The organism is Pseudomonas sp. R1-6, assembly GCF_051132115.1.
GTDB lineage: Bacteria > Pseudomonadota > Gammaproteobacteria > Pseudomonadales > Pseudomonadaceae > Aquipseudomonas.
In genome coordinates, this window is the sequence record NZ_CP071662.1 from 3,797,124 (window position 1) to 3,821,632 (window position 24,509).

Annotated in this window: 15 protein-coding genes and 1 tRNA gene; 9 read left to right on the forward strand and 7 right to left on the reverse strand. The window is 61.0% G+C overall.

What is annotated here, in order from left to right:
- Window positions 1–4 precede the first annotated feature (4 nt).
- The 6 genes from J3P81_RS17035 to J3P81_RS17060 are packed head-to-tail and all read left to right on the forward strand — an operon-like array spanning window position 5 to window position 14,117.
- Window positions 5–229, forward strand: coding sequence for a hypothetical protein (locus J3P81_RS17035; protein WP_434559942.1), 225 nt, complete (start codon window positions 5–7; stop codon window positions 227–229).
- 46 nt (window positions 230–275) lie between these two features.
- On the forward strand, window positions 276–7,874 hold the full coding sequence (locus J3P81_RS17040; RefSeq protein WP_434559944.1) for an Ig-like domain-containing protein: 7,599 nt from the start codon (window positions 276–278) through the stop codon (window positions 7,872–7,874).
- A 39-nt stretch (window positions 7,875–7,913) separates the two neighbouring features.
- Window positions 7,914–9,812 (forward strand): TolC family protein, encoded by a 1,899-nt coding sequence (locus J3P81_RS17045; RefSeq protein ID WP_434559946.1) that lies wholly within the window; start codon window positions 7,914–7,916, stop codon window positions 9,810–9,812.
- Complete coding sequence (locus J3P81_RS17050; protein WP_434559948.1) at window positions 9,809–10,570, forward strand: efflux RND transporter periplasmic adaptor subunit; 762 nt, start codon at window positions 9,809–9,811, stop codon at window positions 10,568–10,570. Before J3P81_RS17045 ends, J3P81_RS17050 begins: the two co-directional genes overlap by 4 nt.
- Window positions 10,567–11,946, forward strand: coding sequence for an efflux RND transporter periplasmic adaptor subunit (locus J3P81_RS17055; RefSeq protein WP_434559950.1), 1,380 nt, complete (start codon window positions 10,567–10,569; stop codon window positions 11,944–11,946). Before J3P81_RS17050 ends, J3P81_RS17055 begins: the two co-directional genes overlap by 4 nt.
- A complete protein-coding gene (locus tag J3P81_RS17060; RefSeq protein WP_434559952.1) occupies window positions 11,943–14,117 on the forward strand; it encodes an HlyD family efflux transporter periplasmic adaptor subunit in 2,175 nt (724 codons plus the stop codon). The genes J3P81_RS17055 and J3P81_RS17060 overlap by 4 nt, the downstream gene beginning before the upstream one ends.
- Window positions 14,118–14,259: 142 nt before the next feature.
- On the opposite strand, the gene J3P81_RS17065 is transcribed toward J3P81_RS17060, so the two are convergent.
- The 5 genes from J3P81_RS17065 to J3P81_RS17085 all read right to left on the reverse strand — a co-directional run bounded on the left by J3P81_RS17065 (window position 14,260) and on the right by J3P81_RS17085 (window position 18,438).
- Window positions 14,260–15,432, reverse strand: coding sequence for a zinc-dependent alcohol dehydrogenase (locus J3P81_RS17065; RefSeq protein WP_434559954.1), 1,173 nt, complete (start codon window positions 15,430–15,432; stop codon window positions 14,260–14,262).
- Window positions 15,433–15,611: 179 nt separating this feature from the next.
- Window positions 15,612–16,415: a diaminopimelate epimerase gene (dapF, locus tag J3P81_RS17070; RefSeq protein WP_434559956.1), complete on the reverse strand. Its 804-nt coding sequence runs from the start codon at window positions 16,413–16,415 to the stop codon at window positions 15,612–15,614.
- A gap of 52 nt (window positions 16,416–16,467) precedes the next feature.
- Entirely contained in the window at window positions 16,468–16,962 is a 495-nt protein-coding gene (locus J3P81_RS17075) for a nuclear transport factor 2 family protein (RefSeq protein ID WP_434559958.1), read from the reverse strand.
- 126 nt (window positions 16,963–17,088) lie between these two features.
- The gene (locus J3P81_RS17080) at window positions 17,089–18,111 is read right to left on the reverse strand and encodes a UV damage endonuclease UvsE (RefSeq protein WP_434559960.1); all 1,023 of its coding nucleotides are present in this window, start codon (window positions 18,109–18,111) and stop codon (window positions 17,089–17,091) included.
- Between the two features lie 237 nt (window positions 18,112–18,348).
- Window positions 18,349–18,438: transfer RNA gene (locus J3P81_RS17085), tRNA-Ser, on the reverse strand.
- A gap of 306 nt (window positions 18,439–18,744) precedes the next feature.
- Between J3P81_RS17085 and J3P81_RS17090 the strand changes: the two genes are divergently transcribed.
- From J3P81_RS17090 to J3P81_RS17100, 3 genes are all read left to right on the forward strand, one after another.
- The gene (locus J3P81_RS17090) at window positions 18,745–19,434 is read left to right on the forward strand and encodes a crotonase/enoyl-CoA hydratase family protein (RefSeq protein ID WP_434559962.1); all 690 of its coding nucleotides are present in this window, start codon (window positions 18,745–18,747) and stop codon (window positions 19,432–19,434) included.
- Between the two features lie 186 nt (window positions 19,435–19,620).
- The gene (locus J3P81_RS17095) at window positions 19,621–20,343 is read left to right on the forward strand and encodes a 1-acylglycerol-3-phosphate O-acyltransferase (RefSeq protein ID WP_434559964.1); all 723 of its coding nucleotides are present in this window, start codon (window positions 19,621–19,623) and stop codon (window positions 20,341–20,343) included.
- A gap of 132 nt (window positions 20,344–20,475) precedes the next feature.
- Window positions 20,476–21,447: a magnesium and cobalt transport protein CorA gene (locus J3P81_RS17100; protein ID WP_420767224.1), complete on the forward strand. Its 972-nt coding sequence runs from the start codon at window positions 20,476–20,478 to the stop codon at window positions 21,445–21,447.
- Window positions 21,448–21,542: 95 nt separating this feature from the next.
- Here the strand turns inward: J3P81_RS17100 and J3P81_RS17105 are convergent, their stop codons facing one another.
- Window positions 21,543–22,277 (reverse strand): amidotransferase, encoded by a 735-nt coding sequence (locus tag J3P81_RS17105; RefSeq protein ID WP_434559966.1) that lies wholly within the window; start codon window positions 22,275–22,277, stop codon window positions 21,543–21,545.
- Between the two features lie 87 nt (window positions 22,278–22,364).
- Complete coding sequence (locus J3P81_RS17110; RefSeq protein ID WP_434559968.1) at window positions 22,365–24,509, reverse strand: 3-hydroxyacyl-CoA dehydrogenase NAD-binding domain-containing protein; 2,145 nt, start codon at window positions 24,507–24,509, stop codon at window positions 22,365–22,367.

The following is a 24,509-nucleotide window of genomic DNA, read 5'->3' on the forward strand; positions in this document are numbered from 1 at the left end:
GGCGATGCAGCGACTCGAAAAGATGTGGATCATGGGGCTAAAGATCGGCTTGCAGGCGCCGATAAAACAGGCGCACTTGGTATTTGCCATACCCGCCCGAGACATGGAGACGAAGGCGCAAGCGGACGAGACTGCGATAACGCAGGTGTCCGACGAAACAGGCGAAGGACATATAGATAAGAAAAAAAATCAGGGGCGAAACGGTGAAGAACACCAAACCCAGAAGTGATGTATCTCCAGTATCACGCAACAGGTTTTTCGCCCTTGAACAACGAATGCTATTCGACGGCGCGGCGGCGGTCATCGCCGATACCGCGGTCGTGGCACGTAGCGGCGCCGAAGATGCTTCCGTCGCGATTAGCGGCATCAGCGTCAGCGACACCGATAGCGCAACACAACACGTCACCTTGAATGCCAGCCATGGCACGCTGAACCTGGCCAGTACCAATGGCCTCACCGGCTTGACCGGCAATGGCGGCGCCAGCATCAGTTTCAGCGGCTCGCTGGCAGACATCAACGCCGCCTTGAACGGCATGTCGTTCCGGGGCGACAGCAACTTCAATGGTGCTGCCTCGTTTACGTTGACCAGCGACGACGGCAGCAATACCACCAGCAAAACCATCGACATCAACCTGACCCCGGTCAATGACGCACCGACGATTTCCGGCAGTGGCCCGGCGTTGCAGGTGGACGAAGGCGGGACGGCGAATTTCTCGCCGGCCACCAGCTCCCCCGACGGCAAGGGCTTCACCCAAAGCAACCTGGGCATGACCGATGTCGATAACGTGCAGCAACAGGTCATCATCAAGCTCACCTCCCTGGCGAGCAATGGCACCTTGTTGCTCAACGGTAAGGAGCTAGGGGTAGGGTCGAGTTTTTCCATCGACCAGATCGCCAACCTCAGCTATCGCCACAATGGCGACCAGGTCATCAATCCCGCGGGCCTCACCGACAGTTTCACCATTACCATCGATGACGGCGCCGGCGGCGTCGTTCACGACCACAACGTGCAGGTTCACGTCAATCCGGTGAACCAGGCGCCGACATCGAGCGGCACCATCACGATCATCGAGGGCGAGCAAAGCGTCAACCTGACCGACAACGGCAACCTGGTCAGCCCGATCGGCACGCCCCGTGGCACGATCCAGATCGGCGATCCCGATCAATCCCCGGGTGTCGACTTCACCTATACGCTCAACTCCCTGCCGACCCACGGTACGTTGCGCTATGACGGCGTGGTGATTACCGACAGCAGCTTCGTCATCCTGGACCTCTCCAAGCTCACCTACAGCCACGACGGCAGCGAAGCCAGCGGGGCCGGCGCCACCGATAGCTTCTTGCTCAATGTCACCGATGATGGCGGCGGCACCGGTGTGCCCAAGACGTCGACGTTGACCGTCGATCTCACCATCCTGCCCAACAACGACGATCCGGTCCTGGATCACAGCATCGACCAGAACCTGAATCCTGGGGAAACGATTCGCGTCGTCACCAACGCCATGCTGCAGGTCACCGACAACGACTCCTTCGATTCCAGCCTCAGGTATACGCTCACCGCCGTGCCCGACAGAAACGTCGGTTATTTCACGCTCAACGGTGGGTTGCTGGTGGTGGGATCGAGCTTTACCCAGGCCGACATCAACGCAGGCAACGTGGTCTATCACGTTCGGGCCTATACCGGCACGGCGCGAACCGACAGTATGAGTTTTACCGTCAAGGACGGCGGCGTACGCCTGTATCCAAGCGCGCGCGATGGCGGTATCTACGACACCGACGCGGCCAACAGCTCGTTGACGGTCAAGACGTTCAACGTCCACGTGCCGGCCGAGCCATCGACGTTGCCGGGGGCACTGCCGGCCGACCCCGCGCCTAACCAGGCGCCCGTCAGCGGCGGCGACAAAACCGCGACGATCGACGAAGCCGCCAGCTACACGCTGACGACCGCCGACCTCAACGCCACGGATGACTTCACCCCCGCCGACGGTTTGACGTACCGGGTGCTGGTCACGCCGGGCAGCGGCACATTGCTGCTCGACGGTGTGGCGATCGGTGCGTTCGGCACCTTCACCCAGGCCGACGTGGACGCTGGACGCGTTACGTTCCAGCACAGCGGCGACGAACACTTTGTCGACAACTTCCAATTCTCGGTTTCCGACGGGACGCTGACCACCGCGACCGAAAATTTCAGCCTCAGTATCGTGCCGAAAAACGACACACCGACCGCCACCAATGACGATCGGGTATTCACGGCCGAAGGCGGCACCGTCACCATTACCAACGGCAACATCGTGGTCGCCGATACCGACAGACAAGCCGATGCCAGCGGCGGCACCCAATACGCCACGAGCAACGACGTCATCCTGCAGATCAGTGCGCTGCCACAATTCGGTCACCTGACGCTTGGCGGCGTGACCGTGACGTTGAATCAGACCGTGACCTCGGCGCAATTGGCCGCGGGCGACCTGAAGTACGTCCATGACGGCAGCGAAAACTTTACTGACAGTTTTTCCGTGGTGCCCGTTGACGACCAGGGCGTGGCCGTCGGAGCGGGTACCAACCAATCCAGCACCGGCTCGGCTTTGGTGGTGCCGATCACCATATCACCGGTCAACGATGCGCCCGCGTTCAATTCCAAATCCCAACTGGTCGCCGGTGAAGCGGGCGCCATCCACGAAGGGGAATCGGCAGTGATCGGCGGTGCATCGGGTTATGCCAATGCCGATGGATCCGGGACGATAAATGGCTCGGTGGGCGGCGCGCACCTTGTGTACGGCGATGACGATAACTCCAGCCTACAGCGCCAATACCGGCTCACCGCTATTCCGGAGCATGGCAGGTTGATGCTCAACGGCGGCGTCCTCGGGCTCGGCTCGGTCTTCACCCAAGCCGACCTGGACGCCAATCGCGTCACTTATCAACATGACGGCAGTGAAACCAGCAACGACTCATTTTCCTACATCGTCAGTGACGGTGATTTCAGCGTCAACGACAGTGGCTCATTCGCCCAGGGCGTCACCGCCACGGCATCGACCTACAACATCGAAATTCTGCCGACCAACGACAAGCCAACGGTGTCTGCCCCCAACAACCCGGTCAATATCGACAGCACCGTCGCTGGCAACAATCCGGTGGGCGGCTTCACGGTGGGCGATCTCGATGACTTGAGCGGCGTCGGCACGCAGGATTCGGTGCAAGTCATCGTGCGGCTGACCCAGACCGACGGCACCGCTTTCACGGCGGGCGAGTATGCGGGCGTCACCCTCTCCGTCGGCCTGGGCGGCGGCGCTACCCGAGACGCCGATAAAGACGGCAATGGCGATTACCTGGTCCTTCGCGGCACCCGAGCCGAAGTCAACGCGGCGCTGGCGACCCTGACCGCCAGCGTCAACGACCCCAGCAACGAGGACCATCAATACCGCATCCAGGTCGTGGTCGATGATCGGCTGCGTGACGCCGGCGGCAACCTGACGACGGGGGCCAATGGCGGCAGCGAAAACCAGGCGGCCACCCCCGGCGGCAACGGGCAGCCGATCTCCGCCGTTGAATTCGATGGATACACCGACAGCGTCACCGGCACCGACCTCAACCTGGCACAGGCCAGCGTGTTGGTCCGCGTGTCGACAATCAACAGCCTGCCCAGCGTGGGCATCCCGGCGTCCCAACTGATCAACGAAGATCGCTCGACCGCCGTCACCGGCATCTCGGTGGTCGATACCGAGTCCACGGCCCTCGACGTTCCGGTCTCCGTGACGGTCAGCGTGCCATCGGGCCAAGGCATACTGGGGATTGGCGGCGCGGGTACGCAGACCACCATCACCCTGCCGTCAGGGCGAACCGTGAGCATCAGTGGCGATAACAGCAACAGCGTCACCCTGATCGGTCGGGCGGACGATATCCAGTCGCTGCTCAACGCCGCCGGCACTGGCTTGACTTACACCAGCGCAGCCCACGCCAACCACGACTACAACGGTGCCACTGCTGGCGACGTTACGCTCAGCGTGCAAATGAACGAAGGCACCGCCGCCATCGGTGGTGACGTGGGCAGTGGCAGCGTTGCGTCGCCCGCCCAGACCAGCGAACTGGCAATCACCCTGCAAGCGACCAACGACGCCCCTACCGTAACGGCAGGCAGCGGTAGCCTGGCGATAGGCCAAAGCGGCGCAGCGGTGGCCGTGCCGGGGTTCTCGGTCTCGGATCGAGACTACAACGACGGTGGGGGCATCAGCGCACCGCCAGGCGAGAGCGCTTCGCCGGAACAGGACTTCACTCAGGTGACCGTGCGCCTGACCGATGCCAATGGCGTGCCGCTGAGCCAAGCGAGCTACACCGACATCATTCTCGGCTCCACCAGCTCGCCCACGGAAGATCACACCAGCTTCGAAATCGATGACACCTACTCCGGCACGGACAGTGCATTGGTCATCCGCGGCAGCCTGGCCAACGTCAATGCTTACCTCGCGGGTTTGCAGGTTACCCTCAGCGGCACCCTTGCCAACACCGACACCAGCTACAGGGTGCAGGTGATTGCCGACGACCGCATTCGCAACGTTGCCACCGGCGTGCTGGACGCCAGTGGTCTGGCCAACGGCGGCTTGAATCCGTCCGGTGCTTCGACCGCCGTGGTCCCCGCCACCGTTATCGATCCCTACGCGGCGTTGCCTGGCTCGCTCACGCTCAATATGGGCAGCAACACGCGGACGCTGTTTGTTTCCAGCCTCAACGACCCGACCCAGGTTACCGCCAGCGATGTCACCGTCAGGGAAGGCTCGGCGACCCTCAACCTGACCGGCAGCGTGGGTGGGTTCACCATCAGTGACCCGGACGCCAACGGTGCCAATACGTTCTCGGCCACCGTACACGTCAGCCAGGGGGTGATTTCCGGCGTGGGCGGCAGTGGTGGTTCGATCAGCGGTGTGGGCAGCGATACGGTGACGATCAGCGGGGCCACCCAAGCCGAAGTCAACGCTCGCCTTCAGGCCCTGACGATTACTTACCCGACGGCCACGGGCGCGCCGGCAGGCAGCGACTACACGGGCAACTTCACGGTGACGGTTTCCGTCAACGATGGCGGCAGCACCGGGCAGCGTCCTGGAGCGTTGACCGGCGACACCGACGATGCCAACCAGAACCCGGGCGATTTCGACTACGCCGACGGCACCACCGCCGCGCTGATCACCACCCGCACGATCAATGTAACCGTGCTGCCGGTCAACGATGCGCCTTTGGCCTCGGGCCTCGACAGCTCGCAAACCGTGACCAAGGGCGGCAACCCCGTTCGTCTGGATGGCGACGGCAATGTGGCCGTCAGCGACCTCGAACTGGATGTGAGTGCTGACAAATGGCAGGGCGCGACGCTGACCATCAACCGTCAGGGCGGCGGCAATGCCGATGATGTCTTTGGCCTTTTCGACAGCGATGCGGGGGACGATGCGGTCGGTGTTCAGGTCAACGGCAGCGACCTGCTCGTCGACGGGGTGGTCGTGGGCAGCATCAGCAATGCCTCGGGCACGCTGCAAGTCACCTTCAACGCCGATGCCGACGGTTCAGTGGTCGGCAAAGTGATGGGCGCCGTCACCTACAGCAACACCAACGCCTCGACATCGGCCAGCGCCGACGTAGCCGTCGACTTCGTGCTCAACGACCAGAACCCGAACACCACCGACAGCGGCACTGCCGGCAGCGGCCAGGACCAAGGCGCCGAAGGGCGGAAAATCGCGACGCAAACCATCACCATCCACCTCAACACCGCGCCGGTGGCCGTGGACGATGGCCTGCAAACCGTCCAGCAAGGCGATCCGGCCAGCGGCAATGTCCTGCCCAATGACAGCGACCCGGACGGCAACCCTTTGAGTGTCACCGGGTTCACCGTCGCGGGGGTCGTCGGCACGTTCAATCCTGGCGATACCGCCACCATTGCCGGCGTCGGCACCCTGACGCTCAATGCCAACGGCAGCTACTTGTTTACACCAGCGCCATCCTTCCACGGCGATGTGCCGGTGGTGACCTACAGCATCACCGATGGCACGGGCGGCGCCGACACCGCCGACCTCACCATCCGGGTCAACGCGCCACCGGTTGCGGTGGACGATGGTCTGCAAACCGTCCAGCAAGGCGATCCGGCCAGCGGCAATGTCCTGCCCAATGACAGCGACCCGGACGGCAACTCCCTGAGTGTCGGCGGGTTCACCGTGGCGGGGGTAGTCGGCAGTTTCAATCCTGGCGATACCGCAACCATTGCCGGTGTCGGCACCCTGACGCTCAACGCCGACGGCAGCTACCTCTTCACGCCGATCCCCACCTACCACGGCGATGTACCGGTGGTGACCTACAGCATCACCGACGGCGTGGGCGGTACCGACAGCGCCGACCTGACGATTCGGGTCAACGCGCCGCCAGTGGCGGTAGACGATGGGCTGCAAACCGTCCAGCAGGGCACGCCGGCCAGCGGCAACGTCCTGCCCAACGACAGTGATCCGGAAGGTCATCCGCTGAGCGTCGCCGGGTTTACTGTCGCGGGGGTTGCGGGCACTTTCAATCCTGGCGATACCGCAACCATTACCGGTGTCGGCACCCTGACGCTCAACGCCGACGGCAGTTACCTCTTCACGCCGGTTGCGACCTTCCACGGCGATGTGCCGGTGGTGACCTACAGCATCACCGACGGCGCGGGCGGTACCGACAATGCCGACCTGACCATCCGGGTCAATTCCACGCCTGTCGCCAACGATGACGGGGTGTTGCTCACAGACCGCGACACGCCCATCCAATCCATACCGGTGTTGGCCAACGACACCGATCCGAGCGGCCATCCGCTCACCGTCACCCACGCCCAGAGCGCTGACGGCAGCGTTACGATCAACCCAGACGGAACCCTGGATTTCACCCCGGCACCCGGCGTCACGGGCGATGTCACGATCACCTACGTGATCAGCGATGGCGTGGGTGGCAGCGACACCGCCCAAGTGCGCATCCATATCAATGAGCCGCCCGTGGCCGTCAACGACGGCGTTCATAGCGCGCCCCAAGGAGACCCGATCAGGGGCAGCGTGCTCGGCAACGACAGCGACCCCGAGAACGATGCGATTCATGTGGTCGATTTCACCGTGGATGGCGTGACCGGCACCTTCGCGGCCGGCGACAGCGTGGCAATCCCAGGCGTCGGCACGATTAGGCTCGACCTCGATGGCCGCTTCGTATTTACACCGAACGCCAATTATCTCGGCGCGGTGCCGACCATCGATTACCGGATCACCGACGACCATGGCGGCTTCGCAACGGCGCAATTGAGGCTGCGCATGGACTCCTCGACATTGCCGCTGCCGCCCACGTCCGATGTCTCGACGGATCGGAACGCGCCCACCGGCGACGTTCTGCGTCATGAATACCCGGATTGGCAGCTTGATTCGTTGAGCGTACGGCGCGACATGGTGCCGGGCTTGTTCGTCACGCTTCCGGTGATGGATTCGCAAATCCAGGCCGATGAACGACTCGACCCGCTGCGCTCCGGCTATGCCGAAGCCTACAGCGGCGAAATACGTTCGGAGTCGATCGGGATCGGCCTCGGTTTCGTTCCTAATCTGCACGTCACGCTGGCGGTACAGGATTCGCAAAAAACCGTCGATTACCAGGAAGGTTCGCTCAAATTCAAGGACAGCCTGTATTTCACCGGTGGCCATAGCTTGTTCGGCGATTTCGATGCCTTGCAGCCTGTGGCTGAAGAGCCTTCGGCAAGAGAAGTCAAGCCCAGCCCGCCGTCTGATCAGCCCAAGGCGGCCGTTTCCTTCAGTGACCAAATCAGCCAGGCCGCCAAACAGCGCCAGCCTCATTCGTCCACTCAAGTCGAACGGCTACCGCCGCCCCAGCGCAAAGGTTGACCCAACGTCCTCTACTTTCCTTATAAAAACGGTAATCACATGTCTTTGATGGAAAAAAATCGTTCAGTACTGGGCGCAGGCTGGGTCGCGGCCATGGTTATCGGCCTGGCAGGCTGCTCCGTTGCGCCGAAGCCGTTGCAACAAGATGAAATTCACCAACGAGTGGCCGGTGACCAGCTCCAGCTTTACGCCGACCAGGAACCGATCAAGGGGCCATTGACCTTCGCCGACGCGCTGGCACGCTCGCTCAAATACAACCTCGACTATCGCCTGAAGTTGATGGAATCGGCTCTGGCGGCGGGCCTGCATGACGTTTCACGTTACGACATGCTTCCCAAGATGCTGGTCTCGGCTGGCTACACGTCGCGCAACAACGAGTCGGGTGGTACGAGCGTCGGCATTGAAACCAACACGGTTTCGTTGATCCCCTCTTCCTCCGTCGAGCGTAACCGGACACTGGCCAACGCTGAGTTTTCCTGGAACCTGCTGGACTTTGGCGTCAGCTACTACCGCGCCAAGCAGAGTGCCGACCAATACCTGATCGCCGAGGAGCGACGCCGACGCGTGATGCAAACGGTCCTGCAGGACTTGCGCACCTCCTACTGGCGCGCCCTGGGCGCCCAGCGTCTTGAAAGCCAGGCCGACGAGCTGCTGAACCGTGTACGTCTGGCGCTGGGCAAATCACGGGAGGCCGAGGTACAGGGTCTGCTACCGCCGGCACAGGCGTTGGCTTACCAAAGCGCCCTGCTGGACGCGACCACTTTGCTCAACGCTCGCCGCCAGGATCTGGAATTCGCCAAACGCGAATTGGCCGCGCTGATGAGCATTCCACCGGGCACCCAATTCACGCTGGCTGAGGAAAGCGAGCCCTCGCTGCCTGGCGTCCCGGTCGACATGGCCAAACTTGAGGAAATCGCCTTACAGGCGCGTCCTGAGCTGCGTGAGGAAGACTATCGCAAGCGCATTTCGGCGGACGAAGCGCGACGCCAATTGCTGGCACTGCTGCCCAGCCTTGGAATCAACATCAACGATCAGTACGACTCCAACAAATATCTCTATAACAGCAACTGGGTCGACAGCGGCGTACAGGTCAGCGCCAACCTGTTCAAGCTGGCGGCCATCCCGGCCACGCAAAAAGCCAGCGCCTCCCAGGAAAAAACCGACAACGCGCGCCGCCTTGCGCTCTCGATGGCCGTGCTGACACAAGTGCGCATCTCGGTGGAGCGCTACAAGCTCGCCTTGGTCGATTACGACCTGGCCGACCAGTCGAGCCAGGTCGATCAACGCATGGCCAAGTTCGCCCGCGCTTCGGTGTCGTCCCGCACCGATTCCGAGCTTGAAGTCATTCGCACCGAAACCCGCGCCCTGCTCGCACAGTTCCAGCGATACTCGGCCTACGCCACGGCGCAGACCGCTTTCGGGCGCATCTACAACTCCTTGGGCCTGGACGTGCTACCCGAAGACGTGCGCGACGCCAGCGACTTGCAGCAACTCTCGCAACAACTGCAGGAAAGCCTGAGCCGTTCAGAACGCCAGGCGTTCACGACGGCGATCGGAGAGTTGCCTTCGCAGCAACCGTTGGCGGTACGCCTGGAATACTCAGGCGATGCCCGGGCAGCCAATGACATGCTCGAAGTGGCTCGCCAAGCATTGAAACGCAACCAGTTCGTGCTTGCCGAAAACAACCAGCCCGGGCCTACGCTGATCATGCAACTGCGTATCGCCAACATTCAGGATGGTATCCGTCGCGGTGAATGGAGCGTCAGCCTGCGCCGTGCCGACGGAAGCGTGGCAGGCACCAGTCACTACCAGAGCACGTTGCGCGCCCAGCCAGACAGAGATTCCTTGAACGCATTCTGCGAAGCCGCCACGGTCGCTGAAGTGCCGAATTTGCGCGCGTGGTTGAAATCGGGCCCAACACAGGTGGCCTCGAAATGAAGATCCGATCACGTTGTGCTTCTCTTTCTGTGATCGGCGGTTCGTTGCTCGGTCTGGTCGTGTCAGCGCAACCGGCATGGGCACAAAGCGAAACCGATGCCGGCGTACGCGTGCTGCTGGTGGCCGACCAGGAAACCACCCTGGCGAGCCAGCTGGTGGGGCGGGTACGCGCGGTCAACGCGTCGCTGGGATCGACGTTCAGCAAGGGTGACGTGCTCGTCAGTTTCGACTGCGACGAACAGGTCGCTCGCCTGAAGATGGCCCAGGCCGACCTGAGCTCCGCCCGTGAAACCCATGACGCCAAGCTGCGCTTGCAAGGGTTGCAGTCCGCCGGCGAGGTGGAAGTTTCGCTGGCCGCCAGTGCCGCAGAGAAAGCCGCTGCCCAGGTGGCCCAGTACCGGGCCCAGCAACAACAATGCAATGTGCTCGCACCGTTCGACGGGCGCGTGGTCAAGGTCCAGGTCAAAGCCTTTCAGGGCGTCAACCTGGGCCAACCACTGCTCGACATCATCAGCAAAGGGCCATTGAAGGTACGTGTGAATGTACCTTCCAAATGGTTGGTCTGGCTCAAGCCCGACCTGCCCTTCCAGGTTGATTTGGGTGAGACCGGCAAACGTTATCCCGCCAAAGTCAGCGCCATCAACGGCCAGGTCGACGCCGTCAGCCAGACCATCGAGCTTGAAGGGGTGATCGAAGGCCGGCCCGTCGATCTGCTCGCCGGCATGAGTGGCACTGCGCTGTTCGAAGCGCCGCAATGAACGCCCAAGCCAATACAGCGCCCAACCCGGTCGCGGTGCTGCTGCATCTTGAGCAGCGCGCACAAGAAGCGCGCAGTACCGCCGAGCTGGGTTTTGTGATGGTCAACGAAACGTGGCAACTTCTGCGTTATCGCCAAGGCTATGTATTTGTCAGCGATGTGCTGGGCAAGCCCTCGCTGAGCAACGTTTCCAGCTTGGCGGTGCTGCCTGAAGAGACACCGTTTACCGTCTGGCTCAAGAGGCTGGCCCAGCATCTCTGGACGCAGCCCGCGGTATCGGCCGAATCGACACCAGCCACCGTCTTGCATCTGTTGCGAGCCCGGGACCTTCCCGAAAGCTTCGCCGAGGGCTGGACCGAATGGATGCCGATGCATCTGCTGTGCGTACCGCTACCGCCTCGCGATCATTCACGTCGTGGCATGTTGCTGCTTGCCTGCGATACCGAGCCGGACGAACATACCCAGGCCCTGCTCGCCAGACTGGGGCAAACCTATGCCTACTGCCTCGCGGCGCTGACCAACAAACGCCCCACGCTCGGCGCCCGCTGGCAGGTCTGGCGACAGCGCCCGTGGCGTTTATTGGCGTTGGGGACGGCCATGGCCCTGGCGTGCCTGGTGCCGGTCCGACTGAGCGCCCTGGCACCGGCCGAGATCGAAGCCCATAACGCGATGGCCATCGCCTCCCCGCAAGATGGCGTGGTGCACGAGTTCCTGGTGCAGCCCAACCAGATGGTGCAAAAGGATCAACCGCTGTTCAGCCTCGACGACACGACCCTGCGCAATCGCCGCGCGGTTGCCCGGCAAGCGCTGGAAGTCGCCCGGTCCGAAGCGCTGCTCGCTGCGCAAAAAGCCTTCGAAAGCGCACAGAGCAAGGGCGAGCTGGCCGCGCTCAATGGGCAAGTGCAGGAGAAACAGGCCGAGGTCGCTTGGCTCGACGAAATGCTTGAGCGCAATGTGGTCCGAGCGCCACGCGACGGCATCGCGATATTTGGCGACACCAATGATTGGATCGGCAAGCCGGTGGTCACTGGCGAGCGCATCATCCAGCTGGCCGACCCGCAAGATGCGGGGGTGCTGGTCTGGCTCCCGGTGGCCAATGCCATCAACCTCGATACCGGTTCTGAAATTCGTCTGTTCCTGCACGTTGCGCCGCTATCGCCCTTGACCGCCAGCCTGATCCAGACCAGCTACCAGGCCACGCTTTCGCCAGACAACATTCCCTCGTATCGCATTCGGGGGCAGTTCCAGGGTGATGCCAGCCAGTTGGCGCGGATCGGCCTCAAGGGCACCGCCAAGCTGTATGGCGAATCGGTACCGCTGATCTATTACGTCATGCGCCGTCCGTTGGCCGCCCTGCGTGAATGGAGCGGGCTGTGAGCGAACTGGACCTGGCGACTCTGCTGTCGGGCTCATCGGCCGGATCGACATTGCAAGACCCAGACGTACATCTTCCCGAACACCTGCCCGCGGTGCGCGAAGACTTGCGCCTGATTCCCGCGGCCTCGCAACGTGATGGCTCGCCAGCCTGGATGATCCAGGACCCGGTCGGTAACCGGTTCTTCAACATCGGCTGGCTGGAGTTCGAGATCCTGTCACGCTGGTCCCTGGGTAGCCCGACCCGCTTGCTCGAGGCGCTCGCGGCCGAAACGCCCCTGAACGTCAGCCGAGCGGAACTGGCGGCCTTGTTGGCGTTTCTGAGCCGCCATCAGTTATTGCATGTCAGCGACGTCACCGGTACCCGACGCCTGGAAGAGATGGCCCGGCAAGGCAAGCACACCGGTTGGCAATGGTTGCTTCACAATTACCTGTTCATGCGCGTGCCGCTCTGGCGTCCGCAGCGCCTGTTAGAAAAAACCCTGCCCTGGGTCGCGCCACTGTTCAGCCGGACCTTTCTGGTGTGCATCGCCCTCGCCATCGTGCTGGGCCTGTTCTTCGTCGAACAGCAATGGGATGTGTTCGTTGCCAGCTTCCAGCAAAGCCTGTCACCGCAAGGCCTGGTCGGTTATCTGGTAGCCCTGGCGATTACCAAGTGCCTTCACGAGCTCGGCCATGCCTATACGGCTACGCGCTACGGCGTGCGCGTCGCGCACATGGGCGTGGCGTTCCTGGTGCTATGGCCGGTGCTCTACACCGATACCAGCGAATCCTGGAAGCTCGCCGACCGCCGTCAACGCTTTCACATCGCCGGTGCCGGCATTCTCGTGGAGCTGCTGGTTGCCGGAGTTTCGACGCTAGGTTGGGCCTTGTGCGAAAACCCAATGCTCAAGAGCGGGCTGTTCTTCCTGGCGACCACCAGTTGGATGATTTCATTGGCCCTCAACGCCAGCCCCTTCATGCGCTTTGATGGGTATTTTTTGCTGTCGGACTGGCTCGACCTGCCCAACCTCCACGAGCGCTCGGGTGCCTTGGCGCAAGCCTGGATGCGCCGTCGCCTGTTGTCCTGGGACGAACCCGATCCGGAAGTCGTAGCGCCGCGCCTGCGTGGTTTTCTCATTGCCTTTGCCATCGTCACCCGTATCTATCGCCTGGTAGTGTTTCTCGGCATCGCCGTCGCCGTGTATTACCTGTTTTTCAAGGCGCTGGGTATCTTGTTGTTCCTAGTCGAAATTGCATGGTTCGTCGTCATGCCTATCCAGCGTGAACTCAAGGTCTGGTGGGGTCGTCGCAAGGAGATCCCCACGCGGCGAGGTCGCCTGCTTTTGCTCGGGCCAGGCGCGCTGATGCTATTGGCCGCCTTGCCGTGGAGCACCCAGGTGCAGGCGCCCGCCTGGCTGCATGCAGAGGTTCAATACACGCTCTATAGTCCCTTGCCGTCCCGGCTGGTGGAGATGCCTCTCGCCGGGCAACCGATCGAAGCCGGTTCAACCTTGGTCGTTCTGGATTCCCCGGTCATACGCGACAAGGCCGAACGGTCTCACAAAGCGACCCTCGCCTTGCGCGCGCAGCTTGCCGGGCTCCCCGGAACTGCCGATGGGGCCGAAAAATATGCCTCGATTGCCAGCCAGCTCAACCGTCAGCAAGCCGAGTCCGCCGCCCAGGCGGCCGAGTTGCAACGCCTGACATTGCGCGCCCCGATGGCCGGAGTGCTCATCGACATCGACCCCGCCGTGCAGCCCGGCGTCTGGGTCAAGCCCAATCAGCCGCTGGGCGTCTTGGTCAGCCCCGATAGCTGGACGGTGGAAGCATTCGTTCGCCAGCAAGACCTCGCGCGCGTGGCCGTTGGCGCTCGCGCGCGCTTTTATGCACAGGGAGGCAGCGGCACGACGCTTGAGGGAGAAGTGATCGGCATTGACGATTCACGCACCCAGAACGTCCCGCATCTGATGCTGAGCACGACCTACGGCGGTCCCATCGCCGTCTCCGCAAAACAGGACCGGAACCTGCAGATCCGTGATGCCCTTTACCGGGTGAGAATACGTTTGGACGCCCCTCCCGCCCAGATGATGATGCGCCTGGGCAACGTGTCCATCGAGGGGGCCCGCATCAGCCCGGTTGCAGAGCTGTTCACCGATGCGTTGTCGATTCTGATCAGAGAAAGCGGGTTCTGACGGGGGCTTTCACCTGCTCCCCCGTGCGAGGAAGCTTGCTCCCGCTGGGCCGCTCCGACGCCTCGGGAGCAGCGGCCCCTTTTCTGTGAGCGCTTCGCACTCAAGCGGGAGCGAGCTCCCTCGCCACGGGTGCATCGTCGGCTCAAGGCTTGAGCACCACCTTCACGCAGCCGTCTTTTTTGTCCCGGAAAGTGTTGTACATTTGCGGGCCGTCTTGAAGGCTCACGGTGTGAGTGATGACGAAGCTTGGATCAATCTGCCCCTCCTGGATGCGCCGGAGCAGGTCGTCGGTCCAGCGGTTCACGTGGGTCTGCCCCATCTTGAAAGTCAGGCCCTTGTTCATGGCCGCGCCGAACGGGATCTTGTCGATCAAGCCGCCATACACACCGGGGATGGACAACGTGCCGGCGGGGCGGCACACATACATCATCTCCCGCAGCACGTGGGGGCGGTCTGACTCCAGCATCACCGCTTGCTTGACCCGATCGTAGATGGAATCGAACGAACGGGTCGCGTGGGATTCCATGCCTACCGCGTCGATGCATTTCTCTGGGCCCTTGCCGCCCGTCAGCTCGGCCAAGCGGTCCAGCACACTTTCGTCATCGAAGTTGATGGTGATGGCGCCCCCGGCCTTGGCCATGGCCAGGCGCTCGGGCACGTTGTCGATGCACACCACCTGCTTGGCTCCCAGGATCACCGCGCTGCGCACCGTGAACTGTCCTACCGGACCGGCGCCCCAGATGGCCACGGTGTCGGTGGGCTGGATATCGCATTGCACGGCCGCCTGCCAACCGGTGGGGAATATATCCCCTAGAAACAGCACTTGCTCATCGGTCAGGCCGTCCGGAATCACCACCGGGGTAAAGTCCGCATAAGGCACCCGCACGTACTCGGCCTGGCCGCCAGGATAGCCGCCAGTCAGGTGGGTATAACCGAACAGCCCCGCAGTGGTGTGGCCGAAGGCCTTGTCGGCCAGGTCCTTGTTGCGGTTGCTGCGCTCGCAGACCGAAAAGTTACCCCGACGGCATTGATCGCATTCACCACAGCAAATCGTAAAGGGCACCACTACGCGATCGCCAATTTTCAGTTTCTTGTTGGCCGAACCCACTTCCACTACTTCACCCATGAACTCATGGCCCATGATGTCGCCATGCTTCATGCCGGGCATGAAGCCATCGTACAAGTGCAGGTCCGAGCCGCAGATGGCGCACGAGGTGACCTTGATAATGGCGTCACGTGGGTCTTCTATGGTGGGGTCGGGCAGATGATCATCACAGCGGATATCTTTTTTTCCATGCCAGCGTAACGCTTTCATCTTGGTACACCTCCTGAACAGGGTCGGTGCGCCAGCCATGAACATTCTCGTTATGCGCACCTACTGATGTTTTCGGTCGGAGGAAAACGCGACAAGTTCAAAGCATGTCTGCCCACATCGGTAAAACGCGATAGACGGTTGCGCCGTCATTCGGGTTATCAAGCGGCTCTTCCCTCCGCTCACCCCAGACTCATTGCCCCCGAAAAACTTGCCTCCACCGGTCCGATAAGAAAGACCGCGCCCACGCCATCCCATCGCACCGTCACGCTTCCACCATCACATTCAACCTCAACGGTGCTGTCCAACAAACCACGACGGATGCCGTTGACGACCGCACCACATGAGCAAGAACCTGACCCCAGCGCGATGCCGGCACCACGCTCCCAGATGCGTAGACGAATATGCCTTCGCTCAATGATCTGGACGAAATGAACGTTGGTCTTGAGCGCAAATAACGCATTGGTTTCGATAGCGGGACCCACCGTGGCGATATCAACGCTGGCCAGGTCTTCGACAAAATAGGTGCAGTGGGGATTGCCCATGCTGCAAGCGGCCGGGCTGCCAGCCAGTGGCAAGTCAGCGGTGTCCGCTGCTTGCGCCAGCGGGATGTCCGACCAGCCAAAAAGCGGTACGCCCATGTCAACGGAAATATCACCGGCTGGGGTGCGTTCGCAAGTCAGTAGACCCCGGTTGGTCCGCAGCATCAGCGAACCCACATTCGCTTCGCGCATGAGCAGGTCCGCCGCCCCCCGCGTCGCGCTGCCACAAACATCCAGCGCCGAGCCATCCGCATTCCAGAAGACCACCCGCGCAGCAGCATCGTCGCAATCGAGCAGTACCGCGAGTTGGTTGAAGCCAATACCCCGGTTGCGGTCGCCCATTCGCTGGGCCAGCGCACCTGTCACCGGATTGGCCGAGTTTCGCGAATCGACAATAACGAAGTCATCGCCGTTGGCATGCATCTTGTGGAAGTTAAGCGGCATGGATTGATCCTGGTCTTGCGACAACTTGCCCTGCGCGAGGTCGGACGAGCATCTAGGGTTTGTATGAAATTCGATGCATTAGATCGTTGAGCATATAGGTGTCCAGAAAGGCGGTCACTTCGATGATTTGCCCATCCTTGAGCGTCATGTGCCACAGGTAAGTGTTTTTATAGGGCTTGTGATCAAGTGCCGTGGCTGTGCCGTTCCAAAGAACAACCACGACGTCGTTCTCGGCAATGATGCTTTGCACCGTTGGCACAATCGGCGTAGCCAGCCGAGCAGTGATCGGGCGCACGGCTTGGGCCAACTCAGCCTTGCTGGTGTAGACGCCTGACACCGGGCTTGTGCCGGCCACGGTCCATTTGGCATCCGGCGCCAGCAGGTCGAAGACCGTGCCCTTGCCCTCCTGCCAATTCGCGAAAGCCTGGCGAACCAGATCCGTATTGGTACGTTGAACATTGTCCGAAGCCCAGCCGTTGCCCGCTGAGAATATAAAAGAAAGTGCAAGCACTTGGGCTTGCCAAGCCAAACTCATCCACCGAGTCATGATGTTCTCCCACAGCCATTAAATTTCAATAGAACCTTAACGGCATACGGGGAGAGGTCTTTGCTCGATACTGCAGTGGGGTTGCCTGATGCTGTTTGGCGCTGAGCTATCACGTGGATACCGCCGTCAACGCCGTACAACGTCCTCGTAGAAACCCTGCGCTGCCAGATTCTTGTCCTTCGCCTCCAACATAATGTCGAACCGGTCCAGAAACCTGAGGGCGTACTGGTTCGTCCAGCGATTCCACATCTGCGCGCTGTGCCCGTACAGGTCTCGCTTGGACACGACCCTCAACAAGGCATCCATCTCAAGCTTATCGTCAGCATCGAAACCCAACGCCTGAAGCCGCTCCGGGGGTTGGGAGTAATGCATGGTGGGCCGCACGCCGCGCCAACTGTCGATGACGCGATCGACTCGTGGGGAATCCGGCGCGATGTAATCGTTCTCGTTGATCCAACAGTGATGAATATCCAGCACGATGGGTGCGAGGTCGGCAAGTTCCAGACAATCATCCAGGCCGTAGGTCTTTTCCTCGTTTTCGAAGGTAATGCAATTGCGCGCCGCCTCCGACAACCGTGGCCAGACCGAACGTATCCCCTCGCCCCCCAGCCGCCCGGCAATGTGCACGTTGCATTTGAAATCCTGGAAATGCCGACCAAAGCCCATCATCCGGATCATGTCGGCGTGGTACTCGAACTCGGCGAGGCTGTTCTCCACCACCGGCGGTTTATCCGAACCCAGTACGCAGTATTGGCCGGGGTGAAAGGACAGCCTGATGTCCGCTGAACGCGCCAGATCCCCGATCGCGCCAAAGCGCTCTTCCAGTTGGGCTTGGATGGCAGGGTCCTGATAGAACGCGCTCACCTTCGGATGACTGTAGAACGGCAACAGATCGCTACTCAGCCGAAGCATGCGCAGGGTCGGGGGAAGCTCGGCGACGTAGGCGATAAGGCGTAACTGCGCGTCGAGATTGTGCGTGATGATTTCCAACAGCTTGTCGCGGGCGACCTGTGGGGAGACGCTGTCCATCCAGCGCAACGTTGTAGTGCGCGGATTGAAGGGGGCTTCGATTGTCTTTAGCGCGGCCGCCGAGAGGCCGCGATCAGGGTGCCGGTATTGGCAGGCGAAGCCAATGCGGGGGTGGGTCATGGGGAGTCCTGGCCGTTGAGTCTGTGTTGGCGGTAGACATCCTGGCGGCCGAGTCGTCGTTTTTGATTGGTCGTTGAAACAGCTTTCCTCGGAAAGTGTTCGAGATCAGGCAGTGGCAGCCCGAACAGAAACGTGGGCTGGTCCCACATTGTTCCCATACCGCCCCTTTTCCAGACGCCAAAAACCACAAACCCCCGACTTTCTCTAGGAAAATCAGGGGTTTGTGTTTGTAGAATGTGGCGGTGAAGGAGAGATTCGAACTCTCGATACAGTTTCCTGTATACACACTTTCCAGGCGTGCTCCTTAAGCCACTCGGACACTTCACCGTGTCTCGGCAAACTGTTCAGTCTGTCGAGGCGCGCTAATGTAGTCGAAAGCCTTGGCGATGGCAAAGGTTTTTTTCAGAATTTTCATGTGCTTAAGGCAGGCCAGCATTTCAAACGGGTCGGGGCATGGCAAACCGGCCAAACTTCGGCTTTGTCCGCAGGCCCGCTTATAGAAGCAAGCGCGGCCCATCGGGCGGGCGAGGCCGTTTGAAAGGGGCGGGGCTGACCGGTGAGTCAGTCACGGCGCTTTACCTGGCCTGCGACGGTGGGTAACGTCTGCTGACTTCTCTTACAAGGAATAGCGTCATGAGCGACCTGATTGCCTACCATCTCGAAGACGGTATCGCGACCCTGACCTTGAACAACGGAAAGGTCAATGCCATTTCGCCTGATGTGATTGCCGCGTTCAACGCTGCGTTGGACCAGGCAGTGGCCGATCGCGCGGTGGTGATCATTACCGGGCAGCCGGGGATTCTGTCGGGCGGGTACGATTTGAAAGTGATGACCGCAGGTCCCAAGGAAGCGGTGAGCCTGGTGGCGTCCGGTTCGACCCTGGCTCGCCGCCTGTTGTCGCACCCCTTCCCTGTCATTGTCGCTTGCCCGGGGCATGCGGTCGCCAAGGGAGCGTTCCTGTTGTTGTCGGCGGATTACCGCATTGGTGTCGAAGGGCCGTTCACGATCGGCCTGAACGAGGTGCAGATCGGCATGACCATGCACCATGCCGGTATCGAGCTGGCCCGGGATCGGTTGCGCAAGTCGGCATTCCACCGCTCGGTCATCAATGGCGAGATGTTCAATCCCCAGAGCGCCGTGGATGCGGGCTTCCTCGATAAGGTGGTGTCGGCGGACGAATTGCAATCTACGGCGTTGGAAGCGGCGCGTCAGTTGAAAAAGATCAATATGACCGCCCACAAAAACACCAAGCTTAAGGTTCGCAAGTCGCTGCTGGATGCGTTGGACAGCGCGATATTGCTGGACCAGGAATACATGGGCTGAACCCTGGCTGAAGTGAGGTTCCGACACGTGCGGCTTAAAACCCGGCGACCGCTCTAAGCCGCTTCTTACGCGCCATTTCGAAACATCAGCTTAAACATCGCCCATCTCCTACCTCTATAGGGGCAATTGCTGAAAACAGTGCACATCCGTACACTGCGCCACCTTTTGTCCCTGTGGGGCCTGTTGATGTTGTTTGCACTGCGTATGTCTTTGATGGGCCTGCACTTTATCCTGGCGGGTGTGTTGGGGGTGATTCTGGGTGTGTGTCGCCCGTTCAACCCTGACAACAGCCGTCTGTGCGCCAGGCTGTATGCGGTACCCGCGATGTGGATCCTGCGCCTGCGGGTCAAGGCCGAAGTCGACACACTGGCGAATAAAGCCCAGAGCAGCGTGATCATCGCCAATCATCAATCCAACTATGATCTGTTTGTCTTCGGCAATGTGGTACCGCGTCGTACCGTGTGCATCGGCAAGAAGAGCCTGAAATGGGTACCGCTGTTCGGTCAATTGTTCTGGCTGGCGGGCAACGTGTTGATTGATCGGGGCAATGCAATCAAGGCCCGCAAGTCGATGCTGACCACCACCCACACCCTCCAGCATGAAAACACCTCGATCTGGGTGTTTCCGGAAGGCACACGCAACTTGGGCGCTGAATTGCTGCCGTTCAAGAAAGGCGCGTTCCAGATGGCGATTGCTGCCGGAGTGCCGATCATCCCAGTCTGTGTGAGCACTTATATCAAGCATATGCAGCTCAATCGCTGGCGCAGTGGTGACATTCTCATACGCTCCCTGCCGGCAATTCCCACGGCGGGCCTGAGCATGGACGACATGCCTCGCCTTATCGCTCAATGTCGTGAGCAGATGCGCGAGTGCATCGAGACGATGGACCGGCAGTTGCAGCCCATGTGAACAAGAAACCCGCTCCTACGGCGGGTTTTCTTTTACGCGAACTTCATGAATTTCGCTGACTCTCAATCAGCGTGGCGCGCTAAGCTGGACGCTGCCCCCACTGCCAATTTCCAAGAAGAAGCGAACCACATCATGGGTAGAGTTGTTGCTGCTGCGGTTTACAGCGCCGGTAAGAAAGTCACCAATATCACCCTCGATGAAGGCAGCGCCTGGGCGGCGAAGCCCGGACACTTCGTGTGGATCGGCCTCGAAGAGCCCAGCACCCAGGAACTGACCAACCTGCAGCGCCAGTTCAACCTGCATGAGCTGGCGATTGAAGACGCGATGGAGAAGCACAGCCGGCCCAAGCTGGAAACGTTCGGCGATGCGCTGTTCATCGTCACGTATTCGCCGGTGCGCAAGGACGGCAAGCTGCAGTTCATCGAAACCCATATCTTCGCCGGCAAGGGCTACATCATTACCGCCCGCAACGGTCACTCGGCGTCTTACGCCCATGTCCGACAACGCTGTGAGGCACGTCCTATCCTGCTGGAGCACGGGGAGGATTTCGTTCTTTACGCAATCCTCGATTTCGTCATTGAAAATTACCTGCCGGTGGGCGAAGCCATTCATGCCGAGATCGATGAACTGGAGCGCAACGTGCTATGCAGCGCCCTGAATGAGCGGGACATCCAGAACCTGCACAGTTTGCGCCGCGACGTGCTGCGCCTGCGTCGCTATGCGGCGCCGATGGTGGAAATCAGCGAAGAACTGCAGCGCCTGGATTTCCCCTTCATCGACAAGAACATGAGCCCCTATTTCCGCGACGTGCAGATCCACGTCACACGGCAGATGGAAGACTTGGCGACCCTGGCGGACATCGCCAGCCAGACGATTGAAATCGGCGTGCTGCTCGAAGCCTCGCGCCAGAGCGTGGTGCAACGCAAGTTCGCCGCCTGGGCGGCAATCCTGGCGTTTCCGACGGCGGTGGCCGGCATCTACGGGATGAACTTCGAAAACATGCCGGAGCTGACCTGGCACTATGGATATTTCCTGGTGCTCGGGTTCATCGGGGTTGGATGTACCGCGTTGTGGGCAAGTTTCAAGCGGTCGGGGTGGTTGTAGGATTTTTCGACGGGATTTGCGTAGCCTTCTTCGCGAGCAGCTTCCCACCGTTGATCAGCAGTGAACCGCTGATCAACGGTGGCATGCCCGAGTAGTCAGCCCTGGGCGGCATCGGCTTGGGGTTTATGGGCGACGAAACGCATCATCCACTCCGCTACCGTCGTACCGTGATGTTCCTGTTCCAGGCTCGCCACGCCCTGGCTGTAGATCTTCTCACCGAGGTGTTGCTGGCGAATCTCCAACAAGGCCCGGGAATAGTCGTGGATGAATTCCGGATGGCCCTGGAAGCACAGGACTTGATCATTGATGTGATAAGCCGCGTACGGGCAGAAATCGCTCGAGGCGATGACGGTGGCATTTTCCGGGAGCTCGGTGACTTGATCCTGATGGCTGATCAACAAGGTCAGCTCCTCCATCACCGGGCTCATCCAGGGGGCCTTGGCCGCGAGTTTGTAGCGATGGGTGCCCACCCCCCAACCCTGGCTGGCGCGCTCGGTCTTGCCGCCCAACAGCAGTGCCAGCAATTGATGGCCGAAGCAGACGCCTAGCAGCTTGTCGCCACGCTGGTAGCGGTCCAGGAGATAAGTCTTGAGCGTCTGTATCCACGGATCGGTCCCGAAGGAATCCGCCTTGCTGCCGGTCACCAGATAAGCGTCGAATTGTTCATCGTCGCCTGGATACTGCCCTTCCACCACGTTGTACACGACAAATTCGGCCGCAATGGGCTGCTGCGAAAACAGGCGCTGGAACATCTGCCCGTAACCCTGATACTGGTCGACCAGTTCTGGACGCAGGATATCGGTTTCCAGAATGCAGATGCGTAGCGACATAAAAAATACCTGACACGATGATGGGAATATTGCACACCCCAGAGCCTGCCCTGAAACACCGTCCCAAGGCAAGCCCCCCGCGAATAGTCAGAACAGTGCTTGAGCGGCGGCCTTTTCCAGCAACAGTGCCGGGGGTGAAAAACGTTCGCCGTATTGCTCGGCCAAGTACTGGCTGCGGGCGATAAACGCCGGCAAACCGTACTGGTTGATAAACTGCAACGCCCCGCCCGTCCAGACCGCGAATCCGATGCCGAAGACCGAGCCAATATTGGCGTCCGCCGTCGAGGTGACAACGCCTTCCTCGACGCAACGAACGGTTTCCAGGGCCTGGATGAACAGCAGGCGATCACGGATATCCTGGGCTGGAATCTGCCCCGCGGGTTTCTCGAAACGCGCCTTGAGCCCCGGCCAGAGATATTTCTGCCCTTGGGATGGGTACTCATAGAAACCGGCTCCGGCCGCTTTACCTGGCCGTTTGTATTCTTCGAGCAGCAGATCGATCACAGCGAATGCGGGGTGCTCGGTCGGAGTTTTCCCCTCTGCTTGCAAGTCTTTGGCAGTCTGCGTGCGGATATGCCTCATCAGGCTGATTGAAACTTCGTCGGAGACAGCCAGCGGCCCGACTGGCATCCCGGCCTTGCGTGCCTCGGTTTCGATCATCGGCGCGCTCACGCCTTCGCCGAGCATCGCGATGCCTTCGTGGGTAAAGGTGCCGAACACCCGCGAAGTGAAAAACCCACGACTGTCGTTGACGACAATCGGCGTCTTGCCGATTTGCCGGACGAAATCGAAGCCACGGGCAAGCGTTTCGTCAGAGGTGCGGGCACCCTTGATGATCTCGACCAAGGGCATTTTTTCCACTGGACTGAAGAAATGCAGCCCGATGAATTTGCCCTCGTCCGGCACCGCCATCGCGAGGCCGGTGATGGGCAAGGTCGAAGTATTGGACGCAATCACCGCGTCCGGCCCGGCCACTGCTTGGGCTGCGGCCGTCACGCTGGCTTTAAGGACGCGGTCTTCGAATACGGCCTCGATGACCAGGTCGCAGCCGGCCAGGTCCGCATCGCTGTCGGTCGGCTGGATCCTCGCCAGGATGGCGTCGCGCTGTTGCGCGGTGAGTAGGCCACGGACGACTTTCTTGTCCAGCAGCAACGCCGCGCGGCACTTACCCTTTTGCGCTGCGTCCAGGTCAATGTCCTTGAGTACCACGTCGATGCCGGCCGCAGCACTGACATAGGCGATACCCGCGCCCATCATCCCGGCGCCGAGCACAGCGACTTTTTTCGTCAGAAAAGGCGCAAAACCCTGCGGGCGAGAACCTCCGGCCTTGATCTCGTTGAGTTGGAACCAGAACGTACCAATCAGGTTTTTCGCCACCTGGCCGGTCGTCAGCTCGGTGAAGTATCGGGTTTCGATCAACTGCGCCGCATCGAAGCCTACCTGCGCGCCTTCCACCGCCGCACAGAGGATTTTTTCCGGTGCGGGCAGGCAGCCCTGGGTCTTGCTGCGCAGAATCGAAGGCGCGATCGCCAGCATCTGGGCGACCGCCGGGGCGGACGGCGTGCCCCCAGGGATCCGATAGCCCTTCATGTCCCACGGCTGGGCCACGCTCGGGTTAGCGAGAATCCAGGCCCGGGCCTTATCCAGCAGCTCGTCGCGATCCGTCGCCAGCTCATCGATCAAACCAGCCAGCAGCGCTTGTTGCGGACGAACCCTGGTGCCTTCGAGCAAATACGGCAATGCCTTCTCCAAGCCCAGCAAGCGCACCATCCGCACCACACCGCCGCCGCCCGGCAACAGGCCAAGGGTGACTTCCGGCAGGCCGATCAACACCGAGGGATGATCCAGCGCCACCCGATGATGGCAGGCCAGGCAGATTTCCCAGCCGCCGCCCAGGGCCGCACCGTTGATAGCGGCGACCACCGGTTTGCCGAGGGTCTCCAATGCGCGCAGCTGCGCCTTGATCTCGGACACCGTTTCGTAAAAGGCCTGGGCCTGGGATTTGTCGACCTGGACCAACTCGTTCAGGTCGCCGCCTGCAAAAAACGTCTTTTTGGCCGAAGTGATGATCACGCCGGCGATCGAGTCTTTTTCGGCGATCAGGCGAGCAACGCAGGCGCCCATGGCCTCGCGGTATATCGCGTTCATGGTGTTGGCCGCCTGCCCCGGCATGTCCAGGGTCAGCACGACGATCCGGTCCGGGCCGGTTTCGAAACGAATGGCATGGGTCAT

Coding starts and splice junctions, on each gene's coding strand:
- J3P81_RS17035 (WP_434559942.1), top strand. CDS start 5: ATGCAGCGACTCGAAAAGATGTGGATCATGGGGCTAAAGATCGGCTTG.
- J3P81_RS17040 (WP_434559944.1), top strand. CDS start 276: ATGCTATTCGACGGCGCGGCGGCGGTCATCGCCGATACCGCGGTCGTG.
- J3P81_RS17045 (WP_434559946.1), top strand. CDS start 7,914: ATGTCTTTGATGGAAAAAAATCGTTCAGTACTGGGCGCAGGCTGGGTC.
- J3P81_RS17050 (WP_434559948.1), top strand. CDS start 9,809: ATGAAGATCCGATCACGTTGTGCTTCTCTTTCTGTGATCGGCGGTTCG.
- J3P81_RS17055 (WP_434559950.1), top strand. CDS start 10,567: ATGAACGCCCAAGCCAATACAGCGCCCAACCCGGTCGCGGTGCTGCTG.
- J3P81_RS17065 (WP_434559954.1), bottom strand. CDS start 15,432: ATGAAAGCGTTACGCTGGCATGGAAAAAAAGATATCCGCTGTGATGAT.
- dapF (WP_434559956.1), bottom strand. CDS start 16,415: ATGCCGCTTAACTTCCACAAGATGCATGCCAACGGCGATGACTTCGTT.
- J3P81_RS17075 (WP_434559958.1), bottom strand. CDS start 16,962: ATGACTCGGTGGATGAGTTTGGCTTGGCAAGCCCAAGTGCTTGCACTT.
- J3P81_RS17080 (WP_434559960.1), bottom strand. CDS start 18,111: ATGACCCACCCCCGCATTGGCTTCGCCTGCCAATACCGGCACCCTGAT.
- J3P81_RS17090 (WP_434559962.1), top strand. CDS start 18,745: ATGAGCGACCTGATTGCCTACCATCTCGAAGACGGTATCGCGACCCTG.
- J3P81_RS17095 (WP_434559964.1), top strand. CDS start 19,621: ATGTTGTTTGCACTGCGTATGTCTTTGATGGGCCTGCACTTTATCCTG.
- J3P81_RS17100 (WP_420767224.1), top strand. CDS start 20,476: ATGGGTAGAGTTGTTGCTGCTGCGGTTTACAGCGCCGGTAAGAAAGTC.
- J3P81_RS17105 (WP_434559966.1), bottom strand. CDS start 22,277: ATGTCGCTACGCATCTGCATTCTGGAAACCGATATCCTGCGTCCAGAA.
- J3P81_RS17110 (WP_434559968.1), bottom strand. CDS start 24,509: ATGACCCATGCCATTCGTTTCGAAACCGGCCCGGACCGGATCGTCGTG.